17 protein-coding genes and 1 tRNA gene are annotated in these 17,812 nt (G+C 60.0%); 8 read left to right on the top strand and 10 right to left on the bottom strand.

Annotated elements, in window-relative coordinates:
• Nucleotide 1: 1 nt before the first annotated feature.
• Together ACPWMG_RS12535 and ACPWMG_RS12530 are read right to left on the bottom strand one after the other, a co-directional pair.
• The gene (locus tag ACPWMG_RS12535) at nt 2-1,102 is read right to left on the bottom strand and encodes a putative 2-aminoethylphosphonate ABC transporter ATP-binding protein (RefSeq protein WP_483304967.1); all 1,101 of its coding nucleotides are present in this window, start codon (nt 1,100-1,102) and stop codon (nt 2-4) included.
• 116 nt (nt 1,103-1,218) lie between these two features.
• Nucleotides 1,219-2,250, bottom strand: a complete 1,032-nt coding sequence (locus tag ACPWMG_RS12530; protein ID WP_483304966.1) for a putative 2-aminoethylphosphonate ABC transporter substrate-binding protein — start codon at nt 2,248-2,250, stop codon at nt 1,219-1,221.
• A gap of 155 nt (nt 2,251-2,405) precedes the next feature.
• Between ACPWMG_RS12530 and ACPWMG_RS12525 the strand changes: the two genes are divergently transcribed.
• The 3 genes from ACPWMG_RS12525 to ACPWMG_RS12515 are packed head-to-tail and all read left to right on the top strand — an operon-like array spanning nt 2,406 to nt 4,674.
• Nucleotides 2,406-3,167, top strand: a complete 762-nt coding sequence (locus ACPWMG_RS12525) for a phosphonate utilization associated transcriptional regulator (RefSeq protein WP_483304965.1) — start codon at nt 2,406-2,408, stop codon at nt 3,165-3,167.
• A gap of 15 nt (nt 3,168-3,182) precedes the next feature.
• Nucleotides 3,183-3,761: a phosphonate degradation HD-domain oxygenase gene (locus ACPWMG_RS12520; protein ID WP_483304964.1), complete on the top strand. Its 579-nt coding sequence runs from the start codon at nt 3,183-3,185 to the stop codon at nt 3,759-3,761.
• A gap of 37 nt (nt 3,762-3,798) precedes the next feature.
• The gene (locus tag ACPWMG_RS12515; RefSeq protein WP_483304963.1) at nt 3,799-4,674 is read left to right on the top strand and encodes an EamA family transporter; all 876 of its coding nucleotides are present in this window, start codon (nt 3,799-3,801) and stop codon (nt 4,672-4,674) included.
• A 122-nt stretch (nt 4,675-4,796) separates the two neighbouring features.
• On the opposite strand, the gene ACPWMG_RS12510 is transcribed toward ACPWMG_RS12515, so the two are convergent.
• From ACPWMG_RS12510 to ACPWMG_RS12480, 7 genes are all read right to left on the bottom strand, one after another.
• A tRNA-Lys gene (locus ACPWMG_RS12510) sits at nt 4,797-4,872 on the bottom strand.
• A gap of 35 nt (nt 4,873-4,907) precedes the next feature.
• Nucleotides 4,908-5,720, bottom strand: coding sequence for a tRNA threonylcarbamoyladenosine dehydratase (locus ACPWMG_RS12505; protein WP_483304962.1), 813 nt, complete (start codon nt 5,718-5,720; stop codon nt 4,908-4,910).
• Between the two features lie 105 nt (nt 5,721-5,825).
• A complete protein-coding gene (gene ybgF, locus ACPWMG_RS12500) occupies nt 5,826-6,632 on the bottom strand; it encodes a tol-pal system protein YbgF (RefSeq protein ID WP_483304961.1) in 807 nt (268 codons plus the stop codon).
• The gene (gene pal / locus ACPWMG_RS12495; RefSeq protein WP_483304960.1) at nt 6,629-7,159 is read right to left on the bottom strand and encodes a peptidoglycan-associated lipoprotein Pal; all 531 of its coding nucleotides are present in this window, start codon (nt 7,157-7,159) and stop codon (nt 6,629-6,631) included. Before pal ends, ybgF begins: the two co-directional genes overlap by 4 nt.
• Nucleotides 7,160-7,236: 77 nt before the next feature.
• The gene (tolB, locus tag ACPWMG_RS12490; RefSeq protein ID WP_483304959.1) at nt 7,237-8,454 is read right to left on the bottom strand and encodes a Tol-Pal system beta propeller repeat protein TolB; all 1,218 of its coding nucleotides are present in this window, start codon (nt 8,452-8,454) and stop codon (nt 7,237-7,239) included.
• A gap of 96 nt (nt 8,455-8,550) precedes the next feature.
• Nucleotides 8,551-9,423 (bottom strand): glycosyltransferase family 2 protein, encoded by an 873-nt coding sequence (locus ACPWMG_RS12485; RefSeq protein ID WP_483304958.1) that lies wholly within the window; start codon nt 9,421-9,423, stop codon nt 8,551-8,553.
• On the bottom strand, nt 9,420-10,184 hold the full coding sequence (locus tag ACPWMG_RS12480; protein WP_483304957.1) for a glycosyltransferase family 2 protein: 765 nt from the start codon (nt 10,182-10,184) through the stop codon (nt 9,420-9,422). Before ACPWMG_RS12480 ends, ACPWMG_RS12485 begins: the two co-directional genes overlap by 4 nt.
• 153 nt (nt 10,185-10,337) lie before the next feature.
• Between ACPWMG_RS12480 and msbA the strand changes: the two genes are divergently transcribed.
• The 5 genes from msbA to ACPWMG_RS12455 all read left to right on the top strand — a co-directional run bounded on the left by msbA (nt 10,338) and on the right by ACPWMG_RS12455 (nt 16,203).
• A complete protein-coding gene (msbA, locus tag ACPWMG_RS12475; RefSeq protein ID WP_483304956.1) occupies nt 10,338-12,071 on the top strand; it encodes a lipid A export permease/ATP-binding protein MsbA in 1,734 nt (577 codons plus the stop codon).
• Nucleotides 12,072-12,142: 71 nt separating this feature from the next.
• The gene (locus ACPWMG_RS12470; RefSeq protein WP_483304955.1) at nt 12,143-13,360 is read left to right on the top strand and encodes an O-antigen ligase family protein; all 1,218 of its coding nucleotides are present in this window, start codon (nt 12,143-12,145) and stop codon (nt 13,358-13,360) included.
• Nucleotides 13,357-14,436 (top strand): glycosyltransferase family 9 protein, encoded by a 1,080-nt coding sequence (locus ACPWMG_RS12465; protein WP_483304954.1) that lies wholly within the window; start codon nt 13,357-13,359, stop codon nt 14,434-14,436. The genes ACPWMG_RS12470 and ACPWMG_RS12465 overlap by 4 nt, the downstream gene beginning before the upstream one ends.
• Nucleotides 14,437-14,512: 76 nt before the next feature.
• Nucleotides 14,513-14,983 carry a MarR family winged helix-turn-helix transcriptional regulator gene (locus ACPWMG_RS12460; protein ID WP_483304953.1) on the top strand — a complete coding sequence of 157 codons (471 nt, stop codon included), beginning with the start codon at nt 14,513-14,515 and terminating at the stop codon, nt 14,981-14,983.
• Complete coding sequence (locus ACPWMG_RS12455; protein WP_483304952.1) at nt 14,980-16,203, top strand: multidrug effflux MFS transporter; 1,224 nt, start codon at nt 14,980-14,982, stop codon at nt 16,201-16,203. Before ACPWMG_RS12460 ends, ACPWMG_RS12455 begins: the two co-directional genes overlap by 4 nt.
• Before the next feature lie 3 nt (nt 16,204-16,206).
• Here ACPWMG_RS12455 and rng read toward each other — a convergent pair whose 3' ends face one another.
• Entirely contained in the window at nt 16,207-17,715 is a 1,509-nt protein-coding gene (gene rng / locus ACPWMG_RS12450; RefSeq protein WP_483304951.1) for a ribonuclease G, read from the bottom strand.
• Nucleotides 17,716-17,812 lie beyond the last annotated feature (97 nt).

The following is a 17,812-nucleotide window of genomic DNA, read 5'->3' as shown; positions in this document are numbered from 1 at the left end:
CTCAGGCCTCCGCCGTGGGGAACACGCGCATGCGGTCAACACGCAAAGCGAAGCGCAAGCTGGCGCCCTCGCGGATGCCGTATTCGTCCATCTGGTTCAGCGAGAACTGCAACTGCACGGGTTGCCCCGGGATCTCGTCGATGGCCAAACGCGCCAGGCAGTTGCTGCCCATGAACTCGATGTGCTCCACCTTGCCGTGGCACTGGCCGGGGTGGCTGTCTTGCAAGCCATCCAGCACGCGGTCTTCAGGCCGCAGGTACAAACAAACTTCGCGGCCCGCGCGGAAGTCGGCCCCAGACTCGGGCGCGCACTGTACGCGCAAATGGCCGCAGCGGAACCAGCGGTCACCTTCGGCCACGGCTCGCAGCTTGTTGACCTTGCCCACAAACTCGGCCACAAACGGCGTGGCGGGCTCGCGGTAGACCTGCATGGGTGTGCCCACCTGTTCGATCACGCCGTGGTTCATCACCACGATGCGGTCGGCCACCGACAAGGCCTCTTCCTGGTCGTGCGTCACCATGATGGTGGTCACGCCCAGTTGGCGTTGCAGCGAACGGATTTCGTTGCGCAGGTGCACACGCACAATCGCGTCGAGTGCAGACAAGGGCTCGTCCAACAATAGCAAGCCGGGCGACATGGCCAGTGCACGCGCTAGGGCCACACGCTGCTGCTGCCCTCCGGACATTTGCGCCGGGTACTTGGCGCCGCTGCCGGGCAGGCCGACCAAGGCCAACAGCTCGGTCACGCGGCCGTTGATTTGCGCACGCGGCAGGCGCCGGTTCACCAGGCCGTAGCCCACGTTGTCGGCAATCGTCAAATTAGGGAACAGCGCATACGACTGGAACACGATGCCGTAGTCGCGCTGCGCGGGCGGTAACACCGAAATGTCTTGCCCGCCTTGAAATAATTGGCCGGAGGTTTGGGTTTCCAGCCCTGCAATGATGCGCAGCAGCGTGGTCTTGCCACAGCCGGACGGCCCTAGAAAACACACAAACTCGCCGCGCGGAATGGACAGATCGATGTTGTCCAGCGCCTGAAACGCGCCGAAGCTTTTACGAATACTGCTCAGGCGCAGGTAGGCGTCTTGGTCAACAGCAGGCATGGTCTGCTCATCCTTTGGGAGCTGGGACTGATTCTCGCGCGGCATTCCCAACCCCGTAGGGGCCAGGAAGCCGCGTGCCTTGAAAAGCCTTTTCATGGCGCGCGGCGTCAACATGCTTACTTCTTCTCGCTCTTGGCGTCGTAGCGCTTGGACCATTCGGTCAGGGTGCGCTCGCGGTTCACGGCCGAGGTCGTGAAGTCCATCTTGATCAGGCGCGCTTCGTAGTCGTCAGGAATGCCGGGCAGTTTGGGCGCCACGCCGGGTTGGGCGGTGATGGCGAAGTTCTTGCCGTACAGCAACATGGCGTCTTTGCTCGAAGCCCAGTCGGCCAGTTTCTTGGCGGCTTCCAGCTTCTTCGTGCCCTTGTAGATGGCGTAACCTTCCAGATCCCAACCCAAGCCTTCCTTGGGGAACACCAATTCAATTGGCGCGCCCTTGGCCTTGTTGGTGTAGCCACGGTACTCGAAGGAGATGCCGGCCACGTATTCACCAGAAGCGGCCATGTTGCAAGGCTTGGAGCCGGAGTGTGTGTATTGGCCGATGTTTTCGTGCAGCGCGTCCATGTACTTCCAGCCGCCGCCCTTGCCGTTGTCGTCACCCCACAGTTGCAGCCAGGCTGCCACGTCGAAGTAACCCGTGCCCGACGAAGCGGGGTTAGGCATTACCACTTGGCCCTTGAATTCAGGCTTGGTCAGATCTTTCCAGGTGGTGGGGATGGGAATGTTTTTCTTCTTCGCTTCCACGGTGTTGAAACACACCACGGCGCCAAACACGTCCATGCCAAACCAGGCGGGCGGATTCTTCTTGTCGCGGTACTGCGGCATGATCCCGTCCAGGTTCAGTGGCGCATACGGCTGCAGCATACCGTTGGCATCAAACAGCGCCAGGCTCGATGCGGCCACGCCCCAAATCACGTCCGCTTGCGGGTTGGCTTTTTCGGCCAGCAGCTTGGCGGTGATCACGCCCGTGGAGTCGCGCACCCATTTGATCTCGATGTCCGGGTTGACCTTGTTGAAGGCTTCTTGGTAGGCCTTGAGCTGGTCGGTTTCAAGCGCGGTGTAGACCGTCAACTGTGTTTTCTGCGCGAAGGCACCGGTTGCGCAGAGCAGGCCCAGGGCACCGGCCAGCACAGGTTTCCAAAACTTCATGGGAAGACTCCTTGTGAAAAGAAAAGAAATGTGACGTCTGCGTGTTTCATCTTGATGACACACAGCCAAAGCAAAATGGGTGCCATACCGATCTCTTTGTCTTTCACATTTTGTAAATCGTAGACAATCTCCAATCTGCACACTACCATTTGCACATGAGCACGACGTCCTCCAACACCTCTTTTCAACCGTCTGAACAACACAACACCATTGCACTGCTTCAGCGCAATTCGCTTGCAAGTTTGGTGCAGACCGAAATTGAACGCATGATTTTGGGCGGAGAGTTGGCCTCTGGCGCCAAGCTCACCGAGTCCACGCTGGCCGACCGGCTGGGCGTGTCGCGCGGCCCCGTGCGCGAGGCGTTTCGCATGCTTGAAGAATCGGGCCTGGTGCGCACCGAGAAGAACCGTGGCGTGTTTGTGCGCGACGTGGCCATTGAAGAAGCGCTGGAGATTTTTGAACTGCGCGCCGCCATGGACCAATACGTGGGCCGCAAGCTGGCCGAGACCATCAGCGCCCCGCAGATCAAAGAGCTACGCGGCTATGTGGACGAGATGGAGCAGGCCACCAAAGCCGGCGACGCCCAAACCTACCACCGGCTGAACCTGCACTTTCACGACCGACTGCTGGAGCTGACGAACAACACCAAGTTCACCGCCACCTACCGCAAGCTGGTCAACGAGCTGTCGTTGTTCAGGCGGCAGAACCTCACCACCGAGTCGATGGCGGTCTATTCACGCGAGCACCGGCAAATCGTCAAAGCCATTGCCGCGCGCGACCCGGATGCCGCCGGCCAGGTGATGTTCCAACACGTGATGAACAGCCGCGAACGCACGCTGCAAAACTACCAGCGCCGGCAGGCCGAGGCCCAGCGCATCGAACCCGGCAAGCCACAACTCCAGTCTTTGCACGTTTAACGCTCCATCAAAGCCATGTCCCTCAGCCTTGCCGACATCGAAACCCTGTTTCAACGCCACGGTGCCAGCCAATACAGCGGCGAACCCGTCACCCAGCTTGAACACGCGCTGCAAACCGCATTGCTCGCAGAGCAAGCAGATGCCGACGACGAACTGGTCACCGCCGCCCTGCTGCACGACCTGGGGCACCTGCTGGCCAGCCACGACGCGGCCGCCTCGGGCTCTGCTTCAGACACTCCCACACTGGAAGGCATAGACGATTTGCACCAGTACATCGCGCTGCCGTTTTTGCGCGGGGTGTTTTCCGAGCGCGTGCTCAACGCCGTGCGCTGGCACGTCGACGCCAAGCGTTACCTGTGCGCCACGCGTCCTGAATATTTGGACCTGCTCTCGGCCGATTCACAACGCAGCCTGAAACTGCAAGGCGGTATTTTCTCTTCCGATGAGGCCGCCAAGTTCATCGCCCAAACCGGCGCTGCCGAGGCTGTTTCGCTACGCCTGTGGGACGACCTAGCCAAGGTCGGTGGTCTGGTAACACCCACGCTCGGGCACTACCTGCGGCGCGCGGAGCGCTGCTTGGTGAAACCCAACTGAAACCCAACTGAAACCAAATTAAAAAGCCGCCAAGACAGTGCAACCGTTAGAACTGACCGGCCCCATCGCCCTCGCCGTCCTGTTTGCAGCGTTGCTGCATGCGAGCTGGAATGCACTCATCAAGTCCGGCCAAGACAAACAACTCGACACCGCACTGATCCACAGCCTGGGCATCTTCATCGCTCTGCCGGTGGTGCTGATCGTCGGCCTGCCAGACCGCACTGCCTGGCCCTACATTGCACTGACCACCGTCGTACATTTGGGCTACTACGTCGCACTTGCCGGTGCCTACAAACATGGTGACCTAGGGCTCACCTATCCCATCATGCGCGGCTGTGCGCCGCTGTTGGTGGCGCTCAGCAGCCACAGCTTCATCGGCGAAAGTTTGTCCCTGCAGGCCTGGTTGGGCGTCGCCGCCATTTGCATGGGCGTGCTGGCGATTGGCCTGTCGCGCAACGCGCATCACTCGGGCACGGCGCAGCGCGGCAAAGCCCTGCGCTACGCGTTGACCAACGCCGCCATCATCGCCCTCTACACCGTGGTGGATGGCATGGGCGTGCGGGCATCCAACAATACCTTGGGTTATGTAGCCACGTTGTTCTTGCTTGACGGCATTCCGTACATGGCGCTGGTGCTATGGCAACGCGGAGCACAACGTGGTGACGCCCTGCGCTACATGGCGGGGCGCTGGCCGGTGGCACTGGGTGGCACCATCGCATCCGTCAGCAGTTACGGCATCGCGCTGTGGGCCATGACGCGTGCACCCGTGGCCGTGGTAGCGGCTCTGCGCGAAACTTCGGTACTGTTCGCGGCCCTGATTGGCACTTTCTTTTTACGGGAGCGTTTTGGCTGGCAACGTGCGACCGGGACTGCAGTTATTTTTTGGGGGGTGTTGTTGCTGCGGTTTGGCTGACCGCTAATAGCCAAACTCTTTGACGCCAAGGACCAGTGGCGGGTAAAAAGCCAGCACATCGCAACCGACAGCACAAAAGAAAAAACCCGCTATCTTGTGGATAGCGGGTTTCTCAAAATACCTGGTGGGACGTGCGGGGGTCGAACCCACGACAAACGGATTAAAAGTCCGCTGCTCTACCAACTGAGCTAACGTCCCAACTGCATAGTTTCCTACAGCAGCGAAGCCTCAGATTATAGCGTGCTTTTATCGCTTTTTTGCTTCTGCTGTGACAATTGATCCAAAATCCATCCGGCAGCGCATTGACCGAAGGTCGCGGTCACGCTTACAACCGAGCCGTAGCCATGGCAGTTTAAGCTGCCGTCGCCTTCCACGGCACAGGATGCGTCAGGGCCCATCACAGATTCGCGGCTAAAAACTGCAGTCACGCCAATGCGTTTGCCGTCCTTAGGTGCACCAAAAAACTTACGCAAGCGGTAGCGCAACTGCGCCAACAACGGGTCGTGCGTCGTCTTCGAAAGATCGTCAATATCCACCTTGTGCGCCAGCCGCTTGCCCCCCGCCGCGCCTACCGTGACGAAGTGCGCGCGATTGCGTCGCGCCCAATCGGCCATCACGGCTTTGGCTTTGACTTGATCGCAGGCATCCACCAGCGCATCAATATCGGCTGGCAACAACTGCAGCCAATTCTCCGGCTCTACAAACTCTTCAATGCAGTGCACTACGCAGCTTGGATTGATTTCGGCGATGCGCTCTTGCATGGCTTGCACTTTGGCTTTGCCAACAGTGCTGGTCAACGCATGGATCTGGCGGTTGATATTCGACTCGGAGATGTTGTCGAGATCGACCAGGGTGAGGCGCCCCACCCCGCTGCGTGCCAAAGCCTCTACGGTCCAGGAACCCACACCGCCGATGCCCACCACCATCACATGGGCTGCACGGATTTGTGCTGTGCCCTGTACGCCGTAGAGGCGCTCTAGCCCTCCAAAGCGGCGCGCAAGATCGGCATCAAGTTCGAGCGTGTCAAGCGTGGGGGACGTGGTCATGGAAAAAGAAATGAATAACAAGCACTACAAAAAAAGAACCCCGCAAAGCCCATACACAGTTGAACCTGTGCGGGGGCATCTGCGGGGTGCTGATTTTAGGGCTGCTTACTTCAGCTTGCTCAAACGGCCTTTAGCGGCTGCAGCGGCTTCTGATTCGGGGTAAACCTTGATCAGGTCTTCCAGCGTCTTGGTCGCTGCCCGTGTGTCTTTCAACTCCACTTGGCAATTGGCGATGGACAGCGCTGCCTCAGGGGCACGCGGATGCGTGGGCGCTGCCGCCAGCAACGAGCGGAAATTCGCGATCGCTTCCTTGTACGCACGCGTAGCGTATTGCGCATTACCCAGCCAGAACAAGGCCGAGGGGCCGTAGCCACTCTTGGGGTAGTTCTTCACAAACGTGGTGAACCCGTTCTGCGCACCAGGGAAATCGCCTTTGCGGAACAGGGCCAGCGAAGCTTCATAGTCGCGGGTTTCGGCCGGATCGGCGGTGAACTCTTGTCCATCCACCTTCACAGGCGATGGCTCAAATTTACGCAACCGGTCGTCCACGCCCTGGGCCATGTCTTTTTGGCGCTGCTGAACCTGCGCCAGATCACGTGCAAGCTGCTCGTCCTGACCACGTGCCTTCGCCAGATCTGCGCGCATCACGTCGATCTGGCTTTGCAGGTCGAGCATGCTGCGGCGCAACTGGGCGTTGTCGTCCGCCAGACGACGGGTTTCGGCCTGCAGCGTTTCGGTTGCCACACGGCCAGCGTCAATGCGCTGGCGAATGTCAAGAATGGCGCGGCGGGCTTCGTCGTCGTCAAACAGGCCAGCGTGGGCGCTGGGCGCGCCCACCAACCAGAAACCAGCCAGCACCAGGGCTGACAGACGGCCCGGGAACGCAGCCAATGTTCTGGTCGCCGGTTTCATCGGTAGCTGATCTCAGCGCGGCGGTTCTTCGCCATGGACTCTTCATCCGAGCCAACAGCAGCAGGCTTTTCCTTGCCGAAGCTCACGGCTTCGAGCTGGCTGTCAGCCACGCCCAGCAAGGTCAGCGAACGGCGCACGGCTTCGGCACGTTTTTGGCCCAGAGCCAGGTTGTACTCGCGACCGCCGCGTTCGTCGGTGTGGCCTTCGACCACGGCCTTGCGGGCACTGTTGCCCTTCAGGTAACGGGCGTTGGCTTCAACGGTAGCCTGGTCTTGACCACGCACGCTGTAGCTGTCGAAGTCGAAATACACAATGCGCGGCGTGCCGGCTGGCGGGCCCATCGTGCCTTGGTTTTGCGCGTTCAGGTCGACCGAGGTCACCGCGCTTTGCGTGGAACCAGCACTGCCTGCACCTTGGGTGGCAGACGACGTGCTCTTGTCGACGACAGGGGCGTCGTCCAACTTGACGTCAGACGCGCAACCGGCCAATGCGGCCGCGATAGAGAGAGCCAATACAATTTTTTTCATTTAAAACCTCCTGAGATCAACACTAATAAGTCGCTAGCCAAATCTGGCGGGCTATCTGTTAAAGAAAACGATTTGAATCAAGGCTTGAGAAACGGCCCCCAATCGGGTTCACGGATATCGCCTGAGCGGCCACCCAAGCGGGCCTTGATCTTTCCGTCCAACGTTGTGGTCATGAGCGCCTCGCGGCCTTGCTGCTGGGTCGAATACATCAGCAGGCGGCTGTTCGGCGCAAAACTGGGGCTTTCGTCGGCAGAAGTGTCGGTCAGCGCGGTGACATTGCCGGTCCCGAGCTCCATCAATTGGAGCTTGAAAGAGCCACCATTCACACGCGAAACATACGCCAGCCAACGGCCATCGGGACTTACCGTAGGGGAAATATTGTACGCACCGCTGAAAGTGACGCGTTCAGGGCTGCCGCCGCTGCTGGCCACTTTGTAGATTTGTGGTGCACCGCCGCGGTCGCTCACAAAGTAGATGGAGCTGCCATCGGGTGAGTAAGCGGGCTCGGTGTCAATGCCCGAAGACTGCATCAGGCGACGGGGTTCGCCGCCGTTGGCATCAATCGTGTAGAGCTGAGAGCCGCCATCGCGGCTCAAGGTTACGGCCAGGGAACGGCCATCGGGCGACCAAGCCGGCGCGCTGTTGGAGCCGCGGAAGTTAGCGATCAGACGGCGACGCCCCGTGGCGACCTCGTGCACATAAATCACAGGCTTGCGCGACTCAAACGACACGTAGGCAATACGCAAGCCATCTGGCGACCAAGCTGGCGAGATGATGGGTTCTGGACTGGCCAACGCGGTTTGACTGTTTTCGCCATCGGCATCGGCCACCCACAAGGTGAAGCGTGAGCCAGCCTTGGTGACGTAGGTGATGCGGGTGGAGAAGACGCCACGTTCACCTGTCAGTTTTTCATAAATAAAGTCGGCAATACGGTGGGCAGCAAGGCGCAAATCGCCCGTGGTAACGGTGTAGCTTTGACCACCCAAGTCTTGCCCGCCCACTACATTCCACAACCGGAAACGCACGTCGTAGCGCCCATCGGCCAAACGGATGACACTGCCGACCGCCAGTGAATCGGCACCACGTTGGCGCCACAAAGCGACGTCAGGACGCGAAGCTTCATCCAACGCGACACCTGCAGCATCGACCGCGCGGAACAAACCACTGCGCTCCAAATCGGCCTGCACGATAGAGGCAATTTTTTGTGGAGATTGGTCTTCACCCTTGAAGGCGGCAATGGCGATGGGGAGTTGGGTGAGGCCAACGCCTTTCACCTCGACTCGGAATTGCGCCATAGCGGGCGCCGCGGAAAGTGCGCCCAGGCCCAGCAGACTGACCAGCTGGCGTCGTTGCAAATGGAAAAATTCACTCATTCTGCTTTTGTACAACCTTTATCCATTTAGTTCACTTACCGTCACATCTTTGGCTTGGGCCGCTTCGGCCAAACCAATGACAGCACGTATCAAGGGGTGCCGCATGCGCTGCAAAACCCGTTGCCTATTATTTTCGCTTTGATCTCGGCTATTTTCGCGGTGCCAAAGGTGGAAAACCTCTGTAGTCCAAAATCCATTTTTGCGCGCCACACCATTTTGATGAAGGCGCAAGACCAGATCTGCGTCTTCATGGCCCCAGCCTTGAAAGGTTTCGTCGAAGCCATTTACCGCCTCAAGGTCACCATACCAGACGGCAAAGTTGCAAGACCGGATGCCCTTCCAGCGGAAACGGCGCTCCACCCGTCGCGGTAGACCGGGCAAATTTAAATAGTGCGACAGTTTGTTAACCTCGCCGCGCGCGCGTAGCCCCAGCCACGCGCCCAAGGGCAGCGTCAACAGATCGAGCTTTTCTTTCAACACCCGCGCCGTAAATGCAGGGCCCAACAAAATGCGGCTGCCATTGACAAAGTGGCCTAGCTCAGCCAGCGCAAGGTGCGCTTGCACAAAGTGCGCGGTCGGAACGCAGTCTCCGTCCATGAACACCACGTAATCGGCTTGCGCGTGCCAGACACCAAGGTTTCGGGCACGGCTGGCTGTGAAGCCGACGTCGGGGTGCCACACGTGGCGCACTGGGCAGGCGAACTTTGGCAAGCCCTGGCGCACCGCCTCGATCTGATCAGGGCGCGAGCCGTCATCGGCGATCACCACTACCGCATCAGCCGGGCATTGCGGCGCCAGGGCGCGCAATACGGTCAGCAAGATTTCGGCGCTGTTGTAGGTCAACACCACAAATGCGAGCTTCGCTCGCTTGGCAGTCGTCACGTCAGTCATGTGGAACGGTGAGAACGTTGTGCCAGCCAGAGCTTCATGTAGCGGTAGTAAGTGCCTTCGGCGTTGGAGATGGCCAACGCCAAGCCCAGTTGCCCGTCCAGAAACCCGCGCCTGAAAACGTAGGTTCGCACAAACGCCCAGAAGCCATGCAGTACGGCTTTGACTACCGATCCACGTTTGCCACGGGCCGCCAAAGCTTTAGCGCTGGCACTGGAGTAGCGATTCACCTTGTCAAGCACCACGTCAAAGTCGGTAAAGCTCTGGTGCAGCAGGTCGCCCCGCAACACGCCCGTCGGCCCCTTCGTCTGCAGCGACTCATGCACCGCGTCGTCGGAAAAACGCGCGGTACCCCGGCGAAAAAGCCGCAGGATGCGGTCTGGGTACCAACCCGAATGGAGCATGTACTGACCGCAATAACTGGACGACCGGTTTACGTTGTAAGCCACAACGCCACTCTCATCCGAAGACTGCACTACCGCCAAGATCGACTCACGCAATTGAGGCGTCACCTGCTCGTCCGCATCAATAGAAAACACCCAAAGCCCCTGCGCCAAATCCACAGCGCGGTTTTTTTGTGGGCCAAAACCGGGCCAATCAGGGGTCTGCAAGACCCGCGCGCCCAACGAACGTGCCAACTCCACCGTGCCATCGGTGCTGCCGTTGTCGACCACCACAACCTCGTCGGCAAATGCAACCGATGCCAAGCAAGCGGCTAAACGTTCGGCCTCGTTGTATGTAATTAGAACAATTGACAGGTTCATTCGGGCCGTGGGCTCAATCGAGGATAATTTCGCGTAACGTTAGATTATGAAGTCTCTTCACATGCATTTTCTCCTTGTGCAGCGCGGCCCCACCGCCTGCGCCTCGCTCAAGCGCTCTAAATCCAAACGAGCGGTTCAGCGTCAGGTTGTCGTATGACCGGCATCGACACCAAAACACTCCGTTGGCTCCTGCCCTACTTCGCTGCTTCCAAGAAGCTGTGGATCGCTGCCGCCTTGGCGACAGTGGTTTCGTCTATGACGGACCCCATGCTGCCAGCGCTGATGAAGCAACTTCTCGACCGCGGCTTCGACACCGAAGGCTTCCCGCTTTGGTCTGTGCCGTTGGCGGTGCTGGTTTTGTTCGCCGTGCGCGGCACCGCCGGTTTCCTGGCTGACTTGGCCCTGGCCCGCATCACCCAGGATGGCTTGCTGGCGATGCGCCGCGATATGTTCGCGCGTTTGCTGGATGCGCGCTTTGGCCTGTTCAAGGAGCAAAACGCCACCACGCTGTCGAACACCGTGGTCTACGAGGTGCAAAACGGCGCCACCATGCTGACCAACGCATTGATCGCGCTATTGAAAGACGCACTGACAGCCGTCGCGTTGCTGGGCTATCTGATCTATCTCAACTGGAAGCTCACGTTGATTGTGTTTGTGATCGTCCCCGGCGTGGCCGTGATCATGCGCACCCTCTCCAAGCGGCTTTACCGGCTGGCGCGCAGTACCCAGACTTCCGTCAACGACTTGGCCTACGTGGTCGAAGAAAACGTGCTGGCCGTGCGCGTGGTACGCCTGCATGGCGCCGAGTCTGAGCAAATGGAACGTTTTAGCGGCTTGAGCAGCCTGTTGCGGCGCCTGTCCTTGAAGTCAGCCGCAGCATCGGCAGCCATCACACCCTTGACCCACATGCTCGCGGCTGCGGCGCTCTCCGCCGTAATCTGCATCGCCTTATGGCAAAACCGCAGCAGCGGCGCACTCACGGTGGGCGGCTTTGCGGCCTTTATTTCAGCGTTATTGATGATGATCTCGCCGATCAAGAAGCTCTCTGAAGCGGCCAGCCCGATTGCACGTGGACTGGCCGCCGTGCAGCGCGGAATCGACCTGATCGAGGGCACGCCCGCCGAAACCCAGGGCACACACAACCCCGGTCGTGCACGTGGCGAAATCTCGCTACGCGACGTGAGTGTGGTGTATGAGGCAGACGGCGCCCCGGCACTCAACCACGTGGATCTGGACATCGCACCCGGCCAAATCGTGGCGCTCGTCGGCCCTTCAGGCTCGGGTAAAACCACCCTGGCCAACTTGTTGCCGCGCTTTGTCGCGCCCACCTCGGGCACCGTCAGTCTGGACGGCCACGAAGTCAGCAGTTGGCGCCTCGACGCTTTGCGCCGCCAATTCGCATTGGTGAGCCAGGACGTGGTGATGTTCAACGACACCCTCGCCCGCAACATCACCATGGGCAGCGCCTTCGACCAAAAGCGCCTGGAAGAATGCATTGCAGGGGCGAATTTGCAAGACTTGGTGGACAGCTTGCCGCAAGGCCTCCAAACCGTCACCGGACACAACGCCACCACACTCTCGGGCGGCCAGCGCCAACGCCTCGCAATCGCCCGTGCGCTATACAAAGACGCGCCGGTGCTGATCCTCGACGAAGCCACATCGGCCCTCGACACCGTTTCTGAGCGCCTGGTGCAGCAAGCTCTGCAGACGCTGATGGCTGGCCGTACCACCTTGATCATCGCGCACCGTCTGTCCACCATTGAACACGCAGACCGTGTGGTGGTACTCGACCACGGCCGCATTGCTGAAAGCGGTGGACACCGCGAGCTACTGGACCAAGGCGGGCTTTACGCCAAGCTGCACGCGCTGCAGTTTGGTGGTGCATAAAAAATCAAGTGGCGGCTTCCCAGAAGCTCCAAAAAAATAAGAATTTGATGGCGGTTATTTATTCAAAACCAATGGATCCACGCCCCAGTTGGTCCATCACCGACTGGGCACTGACGGTCGGACTAGGCCTCTACGGCTTCTTTGCCAGTTCCTCGGTAGCGGGCATGAACATCGCTCAAGCGCTACTGCTGCTGGTCTCTGTGCCGCTGCTACCGCGCATTCTGCGCTTGGCGCCCTGGCGCAGCCCTCCCATGCGCGTCGGCTTGATTTTGTGGGCCTACATTGGAGCCCATTCGTTGTGGATGACAGGCTGGACCGAGACCACCTTGCACGCCATCAACCATTATCAGGAGTTGCTGCTGGCGCCGCTGTTTTTGGCATTGATGCAGTTAGCGCCAGACCGACGTGTGTTCTTCCGTGCACTGATCTGCGGCACGGCATTGTTAGCGCTGATCCATTGGGCCAGTTTCTGGTCGACGCAGTTCGACCCCTTTCTGGAGGGTCGGCGCATTTCTGCAAGCTTCGCGTTTGCCATCTGTGCATTCTTGCTGCTGTTTCAAGCCCGTGCACACCAACATCCATGGTTGCTAAGAGGACTAGCAGTGTTTTTTGCGGCCACCGTGCTGTTTTCTGCCGACAGCCGGACGGGCTATCTCACTCTGCTGCTGTTGAGTGCCATCGCAGGGTGGCTGCACAGCCCACCCCGTTGGCGCTGGATTGCATGTTTGGCGATCCCGGTGGTGATTCTCAGCTTGGCGTGGTCGTCAAATGCGGTGCAAAAACGCTTGCATGAAACCATGGCTGACACGCAACAGGTCGACAAGGTCACTGAAACCTCCACCGGCATCCGCATGCACATGCTGCGCATCACCGCCGGGCTGGCCAAAGAGCATTACCTGGTCGGAGCAGGATTCGGCAACTACGGCGAATTGCACTACCAAGCAGTGAAGCAGCTATACGCCAAGAGTCCTGACGCGTACGCCAAACTCCCCCACACGTGGACCTTCACTGACAACCCGCACAACGAGTACTTCATGCAACTCATCGGCGGCGGCATCATTGCCTTGGCATTGTTCCTCGCGTGGCTGGGAGTCACCATTCGGCAAGCGCTCACCTTTCCCGCGCCCTATCGGCCATGGCTGATTGGGGTCTGCATGGCGTTTGCCCTAGGCTGCCTGTTCAACTCCTTATTGCTGGACTTTGTCGAAGGCCATTTGTACATGGCCCTCATGGCTTGGCTTCTGGCGACTTTCGCGCCAAAAGCCGAAGCAAGTCCTCAAGGCACATGAAATCCATTCTCGTCGTCACCACCCGCCAGATCGGCGATGTGCTGCTGACCACACCCCTCATCCACGCTGCGCGACAGCGTTGGCCGCACGCGAAGATCGACGTGTTGGGGTTCAAGGGCACGCTCGGCATGCTGCGCGTCAACCCCGACGTGAATGAGCTGATTGAAACCCCGCCACGCCTGGGTTGGCGCGGCGTGCTGAAGTTGCTGCGCCAGTGGAACCGCTACGACCTGGCCTTGATTGCCCAGGCCAGCGACCGCGCCCACCTCATCGGTTGGGTGCTGGCCCGCAAGCGCAGCGGCATTGTGCCCGCCGCCACCAGCAGCAGTTGGCTCAAAAATGCCCTGCTGGACCATGTGGTGGTCAGCGAGGGCGACACCAGTGATCAACACGTCACGCAGGAAAAACTCCAACTGCTGTCGCCGTGGAGTAAAAACATTCCGGCGGTTCCGGCAGTGATCGCGCCCAACCCTACCGCATTGCCAAAGCATCTGGCAGAAATGTTGCGCCCAGGCCCAGTGGTGGTGCACGCCCCCTCGATGTGGGCCTACAAACAATGGCCAGTGGCGCACTACGCCGTGCTGGTGGAACGCCTGCTGCAGCAAGGCCGCCAAGTCGTGCTGACCGGCACCAAAGGCGCGCGCGACCAGGAGTGTGTGGCCCCGTTGCGTGCACTCGGCACAGCCCCACAATTGATCGACGCTACCGGGCAACTCGACTTCGCGCAGCTGACCACGCTGTTTCAGCAGTCGGCGCTCTACATCGGGCCAGACACCTCCATCTCGCACCTGGCGGCCGCCACGGGCATTCCGATGATCGCCATCTTCGGGCCGACCAATCCGCAACGCTGGGCACCGTGGCCTGCGGGCGCCGATGAACTCACGTTTTTTGTGCCTTCAGCCCTGCAGCAGCAGGCCGGCAATGTGCGAATGATCCAAGGTGCGCAAAGCTGCGTGCCCTGCTCGCGTGCAGGCTGCGAAGACCACGTCAACAGCCGCAGCGACTGCCTGATCAGCATCACACCCGAACGGGTACTGGCACAGGTGGAACAGATCCTCGGTCCGGCTTCAGCCTAGGCCGAACGACAGGTCAGCCTTTTGGCGGCTTTTACACAAATAGATGATTAGCCAACTAATGGCATAAAATTCTGTCATGTTGAAAGACGCCGATCCCGCCCCAGAGTTTGTGCGGGACCACTTTCCCGGCGCGATGGCCAAACTGTCGCGTCTCTGGCGCCGCGCCATTGACGCCAAACTGCAGCCCACGGGCTTGACCGAAGCCACTTGGCTGCCGCTACTGCACATCTCCCGCGCCAAGGCGACGATGCGCCAAAAAGACCTGGCCCAAACGCTGGGCTTGGACAACTCATCGGTGGTGCGCATCCTGCGCAGCCTCGAAGCCGCAGATTACGTCGCGCGCCAGGAAGCTGGCGCCGACCGCCGAGCCAAAACACTCACACTCACAGCCACTGGCGAAACTATCGTTGCCCAAGTTGAACTGGTGATCCGTGAAGCCCGGCGTCAGTGGCTCGCAGACATCAGCGACGCAGAACTGACCGCAGCATTCAAAGTCATCTCCCGCCTGACAGACGTGGTCTCCAGCGCTGTGGAGTACAAATCATGAGCACACCCTCTCATACGGCACCCTCGATGCCTTCCAGCCTGCCGCTCCCGCTCTGGCTGCTCACCCTGATCACCATCAGCGGCACCATGGCCATGCACATGTTTGTGCCAGCACTGCCAATCGCCGGCCAGGAGCTTGGCGCCACGGCGGGCCAGATGCAGATGACGATCAGCTTCTATGTGATCGGCCTGGCGGTGGGCCAACTGTTCTACGGCCCGTTGTCCGACAGCTTTGGGCGCCGCCCGCTGTTGATGATCGGCCTGGCCCTCTACGCCGTGTTTGGCCTGGTGGCCGCATTTGCGCCCAACATCAACGTGCTGGTTGCGGCCCGCTTGGGGACGGCATTGGGTGGCTGCGCCGGGTTGGCGCTGGGCAGAGCCATCGTGCGCGATTCATCGCAGTCTGACGAAACCGTCAAAAAGCTCGCCTTGCTGAACTTCATGATGATGGTCGGCCCCGGCTTGTCGCCCATGGTCGGGAGCGTGGTGTCGACTACCTTCGGTTGGCGTGCGGTGTTCTTGCTGCTCGCCAGCGTGGGGCTGCTGACACTGGTGCTCACCTGGAAGCTGTTGCCAGAGACCGGCCGCCCCAGCGGCAAGTTCACCGGCAAGGTGTTGGTGCGCGACTACCGCACCTTGCTGCGCTCGCGGCAATTCATCGGCTTTGCGGTCGGCGGCGGTTGCGCCACCACGTCGATGTATGCCTTCATCGCGACGGCACCGTTCATCTTCCACACGGTCATGCACCGCCCGTTGGAAGAGGTTGGTGCCTACCTGGGCATCATGGTGCTGGGCATGTCGCTGGGCAGCATTGCCACCGGCCGTTTGGTCGGCCGCATCAAGGCCAACCACCTCATGCGCACCGGCAATTGGATGAGTTCGGTCAGCGCCCTCGCGTTTTTGGCCCTGGTACTGGCCGGCAACCAAAGCATCTTCTGGATTCTGGCCGTGATGTTCGTCTTCACCTGCGGGGCTGGACTGACCAGCCCGAACGCGCTCACCCGCGCGGTCAGCGTCAACCCGCAATTGACGGGGTCTGCGGCCGGCTTGTATGGCTTCACGCAGATGATCATCGGCGCCATTTGCACATCGCTGGTGTCGTTTGGCAATGACCCAGCTTTGGCCGCAGCCTTGGTGCTGGTGGGCGCCATGGCCGTGTCGCAGGCGGCCTTCTGGCTGGCCAGCTCCAGCACCGGCCAACGGGTGCCCAACCCTAATTGAACGTCAGAGCAGCACGATGTCGTACTGCTCTTGCGCCATCGACGTCTCAGCCTGCAGCGAGATCGGCTTGCCGATGAAGTCCGACAAACCGGCCAAGTGCTGGCTTTCTTCGTCCAGAAACAACTCCACCACTTTGGGCGACGCGACGATGCGGAACTCGCGTGGGCTGAACTGGCGCGCTTCGCGCAAAATCTCACGCAGGATATCGTAGGTCACGCTGCGCGCGGTTTTCACTGAGCCCTTGCCCGCACACACCTCACAGGGCTCGCACAACATGTGCGCCAACGACTCCCGTGTGCGCTTGCGCGTCATCTCCACCAGGCCCAGCGCCGAAAAGCCACCGGCCGAAGTCTTCACCCGGTCGCGCCCCAATTGCTTGCGAAATTCGCCCAGCACCGCATCGCGGTGGTCTTCGCGCACCATGTCGATGAAGTCGACGATGATGATGCCGCCCAGGTTGCGCAGGCGCAACTGCCGTGCAATCGCCTGCGCGGCTTCCAGGTTGGTCTTGAAAATGGTGTCGTCAAAATTGCGCGCGCCCACGTAGCCGCCGGTGTTCACGTCCACCGTGGTCAGGGCTTCGGTTTGGTCGACGATGAGGTAACCGCCCGACTTCAAGTCAACGCGTTTACCCAGCGCCTTGGCCACTTCTTCGTCGATGGAGAACAGGTCAAAAATCGGCCGCTCGCCTTTGTAGTGCTGCAGTTTTTCAACCGAAGCCGGCATGAACTCGCGGCCAAAGGCGTGCAGCTTTTCAAACTGCTCGCGCGAATCAAGCCGAATGGTTTGTGTGTTTTCACTCACCAGATCGCGCAGCACACGCTGCAGCAAATCCAGGTCTTGGTGCAACAGCGACTTCGGCGGCAACCGGGTCGAGGCACTCTTGATCAGCGCCCAGGTCTTGCGCAGGTAGGCAATGTCTTCGGCCAGTTCAGTGTCGGTGGCGTCTTCACCGTTGGTGCGCAAAATAAAGCCGCCTCCACCGCCCGTAGCACGTTCGCCCACCAGGGCTTGCAGGCGCTGGCGCAACTCGTCGCGTTGCTGCGACGGGATTTTTTGCGACACCCCAATGTGGTCGTCTTGCGGCAAAAACACCAGCAACCGCCCGGCAATGCTGATTTGCGTGGACAGGCGCGCGCCCTTGGAACCAATCGGGTCTTTGATGACCTGCACCATCAGCGCCTGGCCTTCGAACACTTGCTTCTCGATGGGGATTTGCGGCGGTGGGGGTGTACTACCATTGCCGTCGGCATCTTGGCTCTTGTGGCCTGCGTGCCCGGTGAATGGCGTCATCAAATCGGCCACGTGCAGAAACGCTGCGCGCTCCAGACCAATGTCGATGAAGGTGGACTGCATGCCTGGCAGCACACGCGACACCTTGCCCAAGTAGATGTTGCCGACCAGGCCACGCTCCAGCGTGCGTTCGATGTGCAGCTCTTGTACCGCGCCGTGTTCCACCACGGCCACGCGGGTTTCTTGCGGCGACCAGTTGATGAGAATGTCTTGTTGCATGAGGAAGTGACCGTTTATACGGTTCGAAAAATAGGCCCCGCGCACGCCATCAAACGGGCATGCGTGTGGGCGATATGGCCATGATGCCAGAGTCTTG

Origin of the sequence: Hydrophilobacter chitinilyticus (genome assembly GCF_049860745.1) — a bacterium.
Taxonomy (GTDB): Bacteria; Pseudomonadota; Gammaproteobacteria; order Burkholderiales; family Burkholderiaceae_C; genus Rhodoferax_B.
The sequence above is the reverse complement of the archived record's forward strand: the minus strand, read 5'-3'. Positions and strand labels throughout refer to the sequence as shown.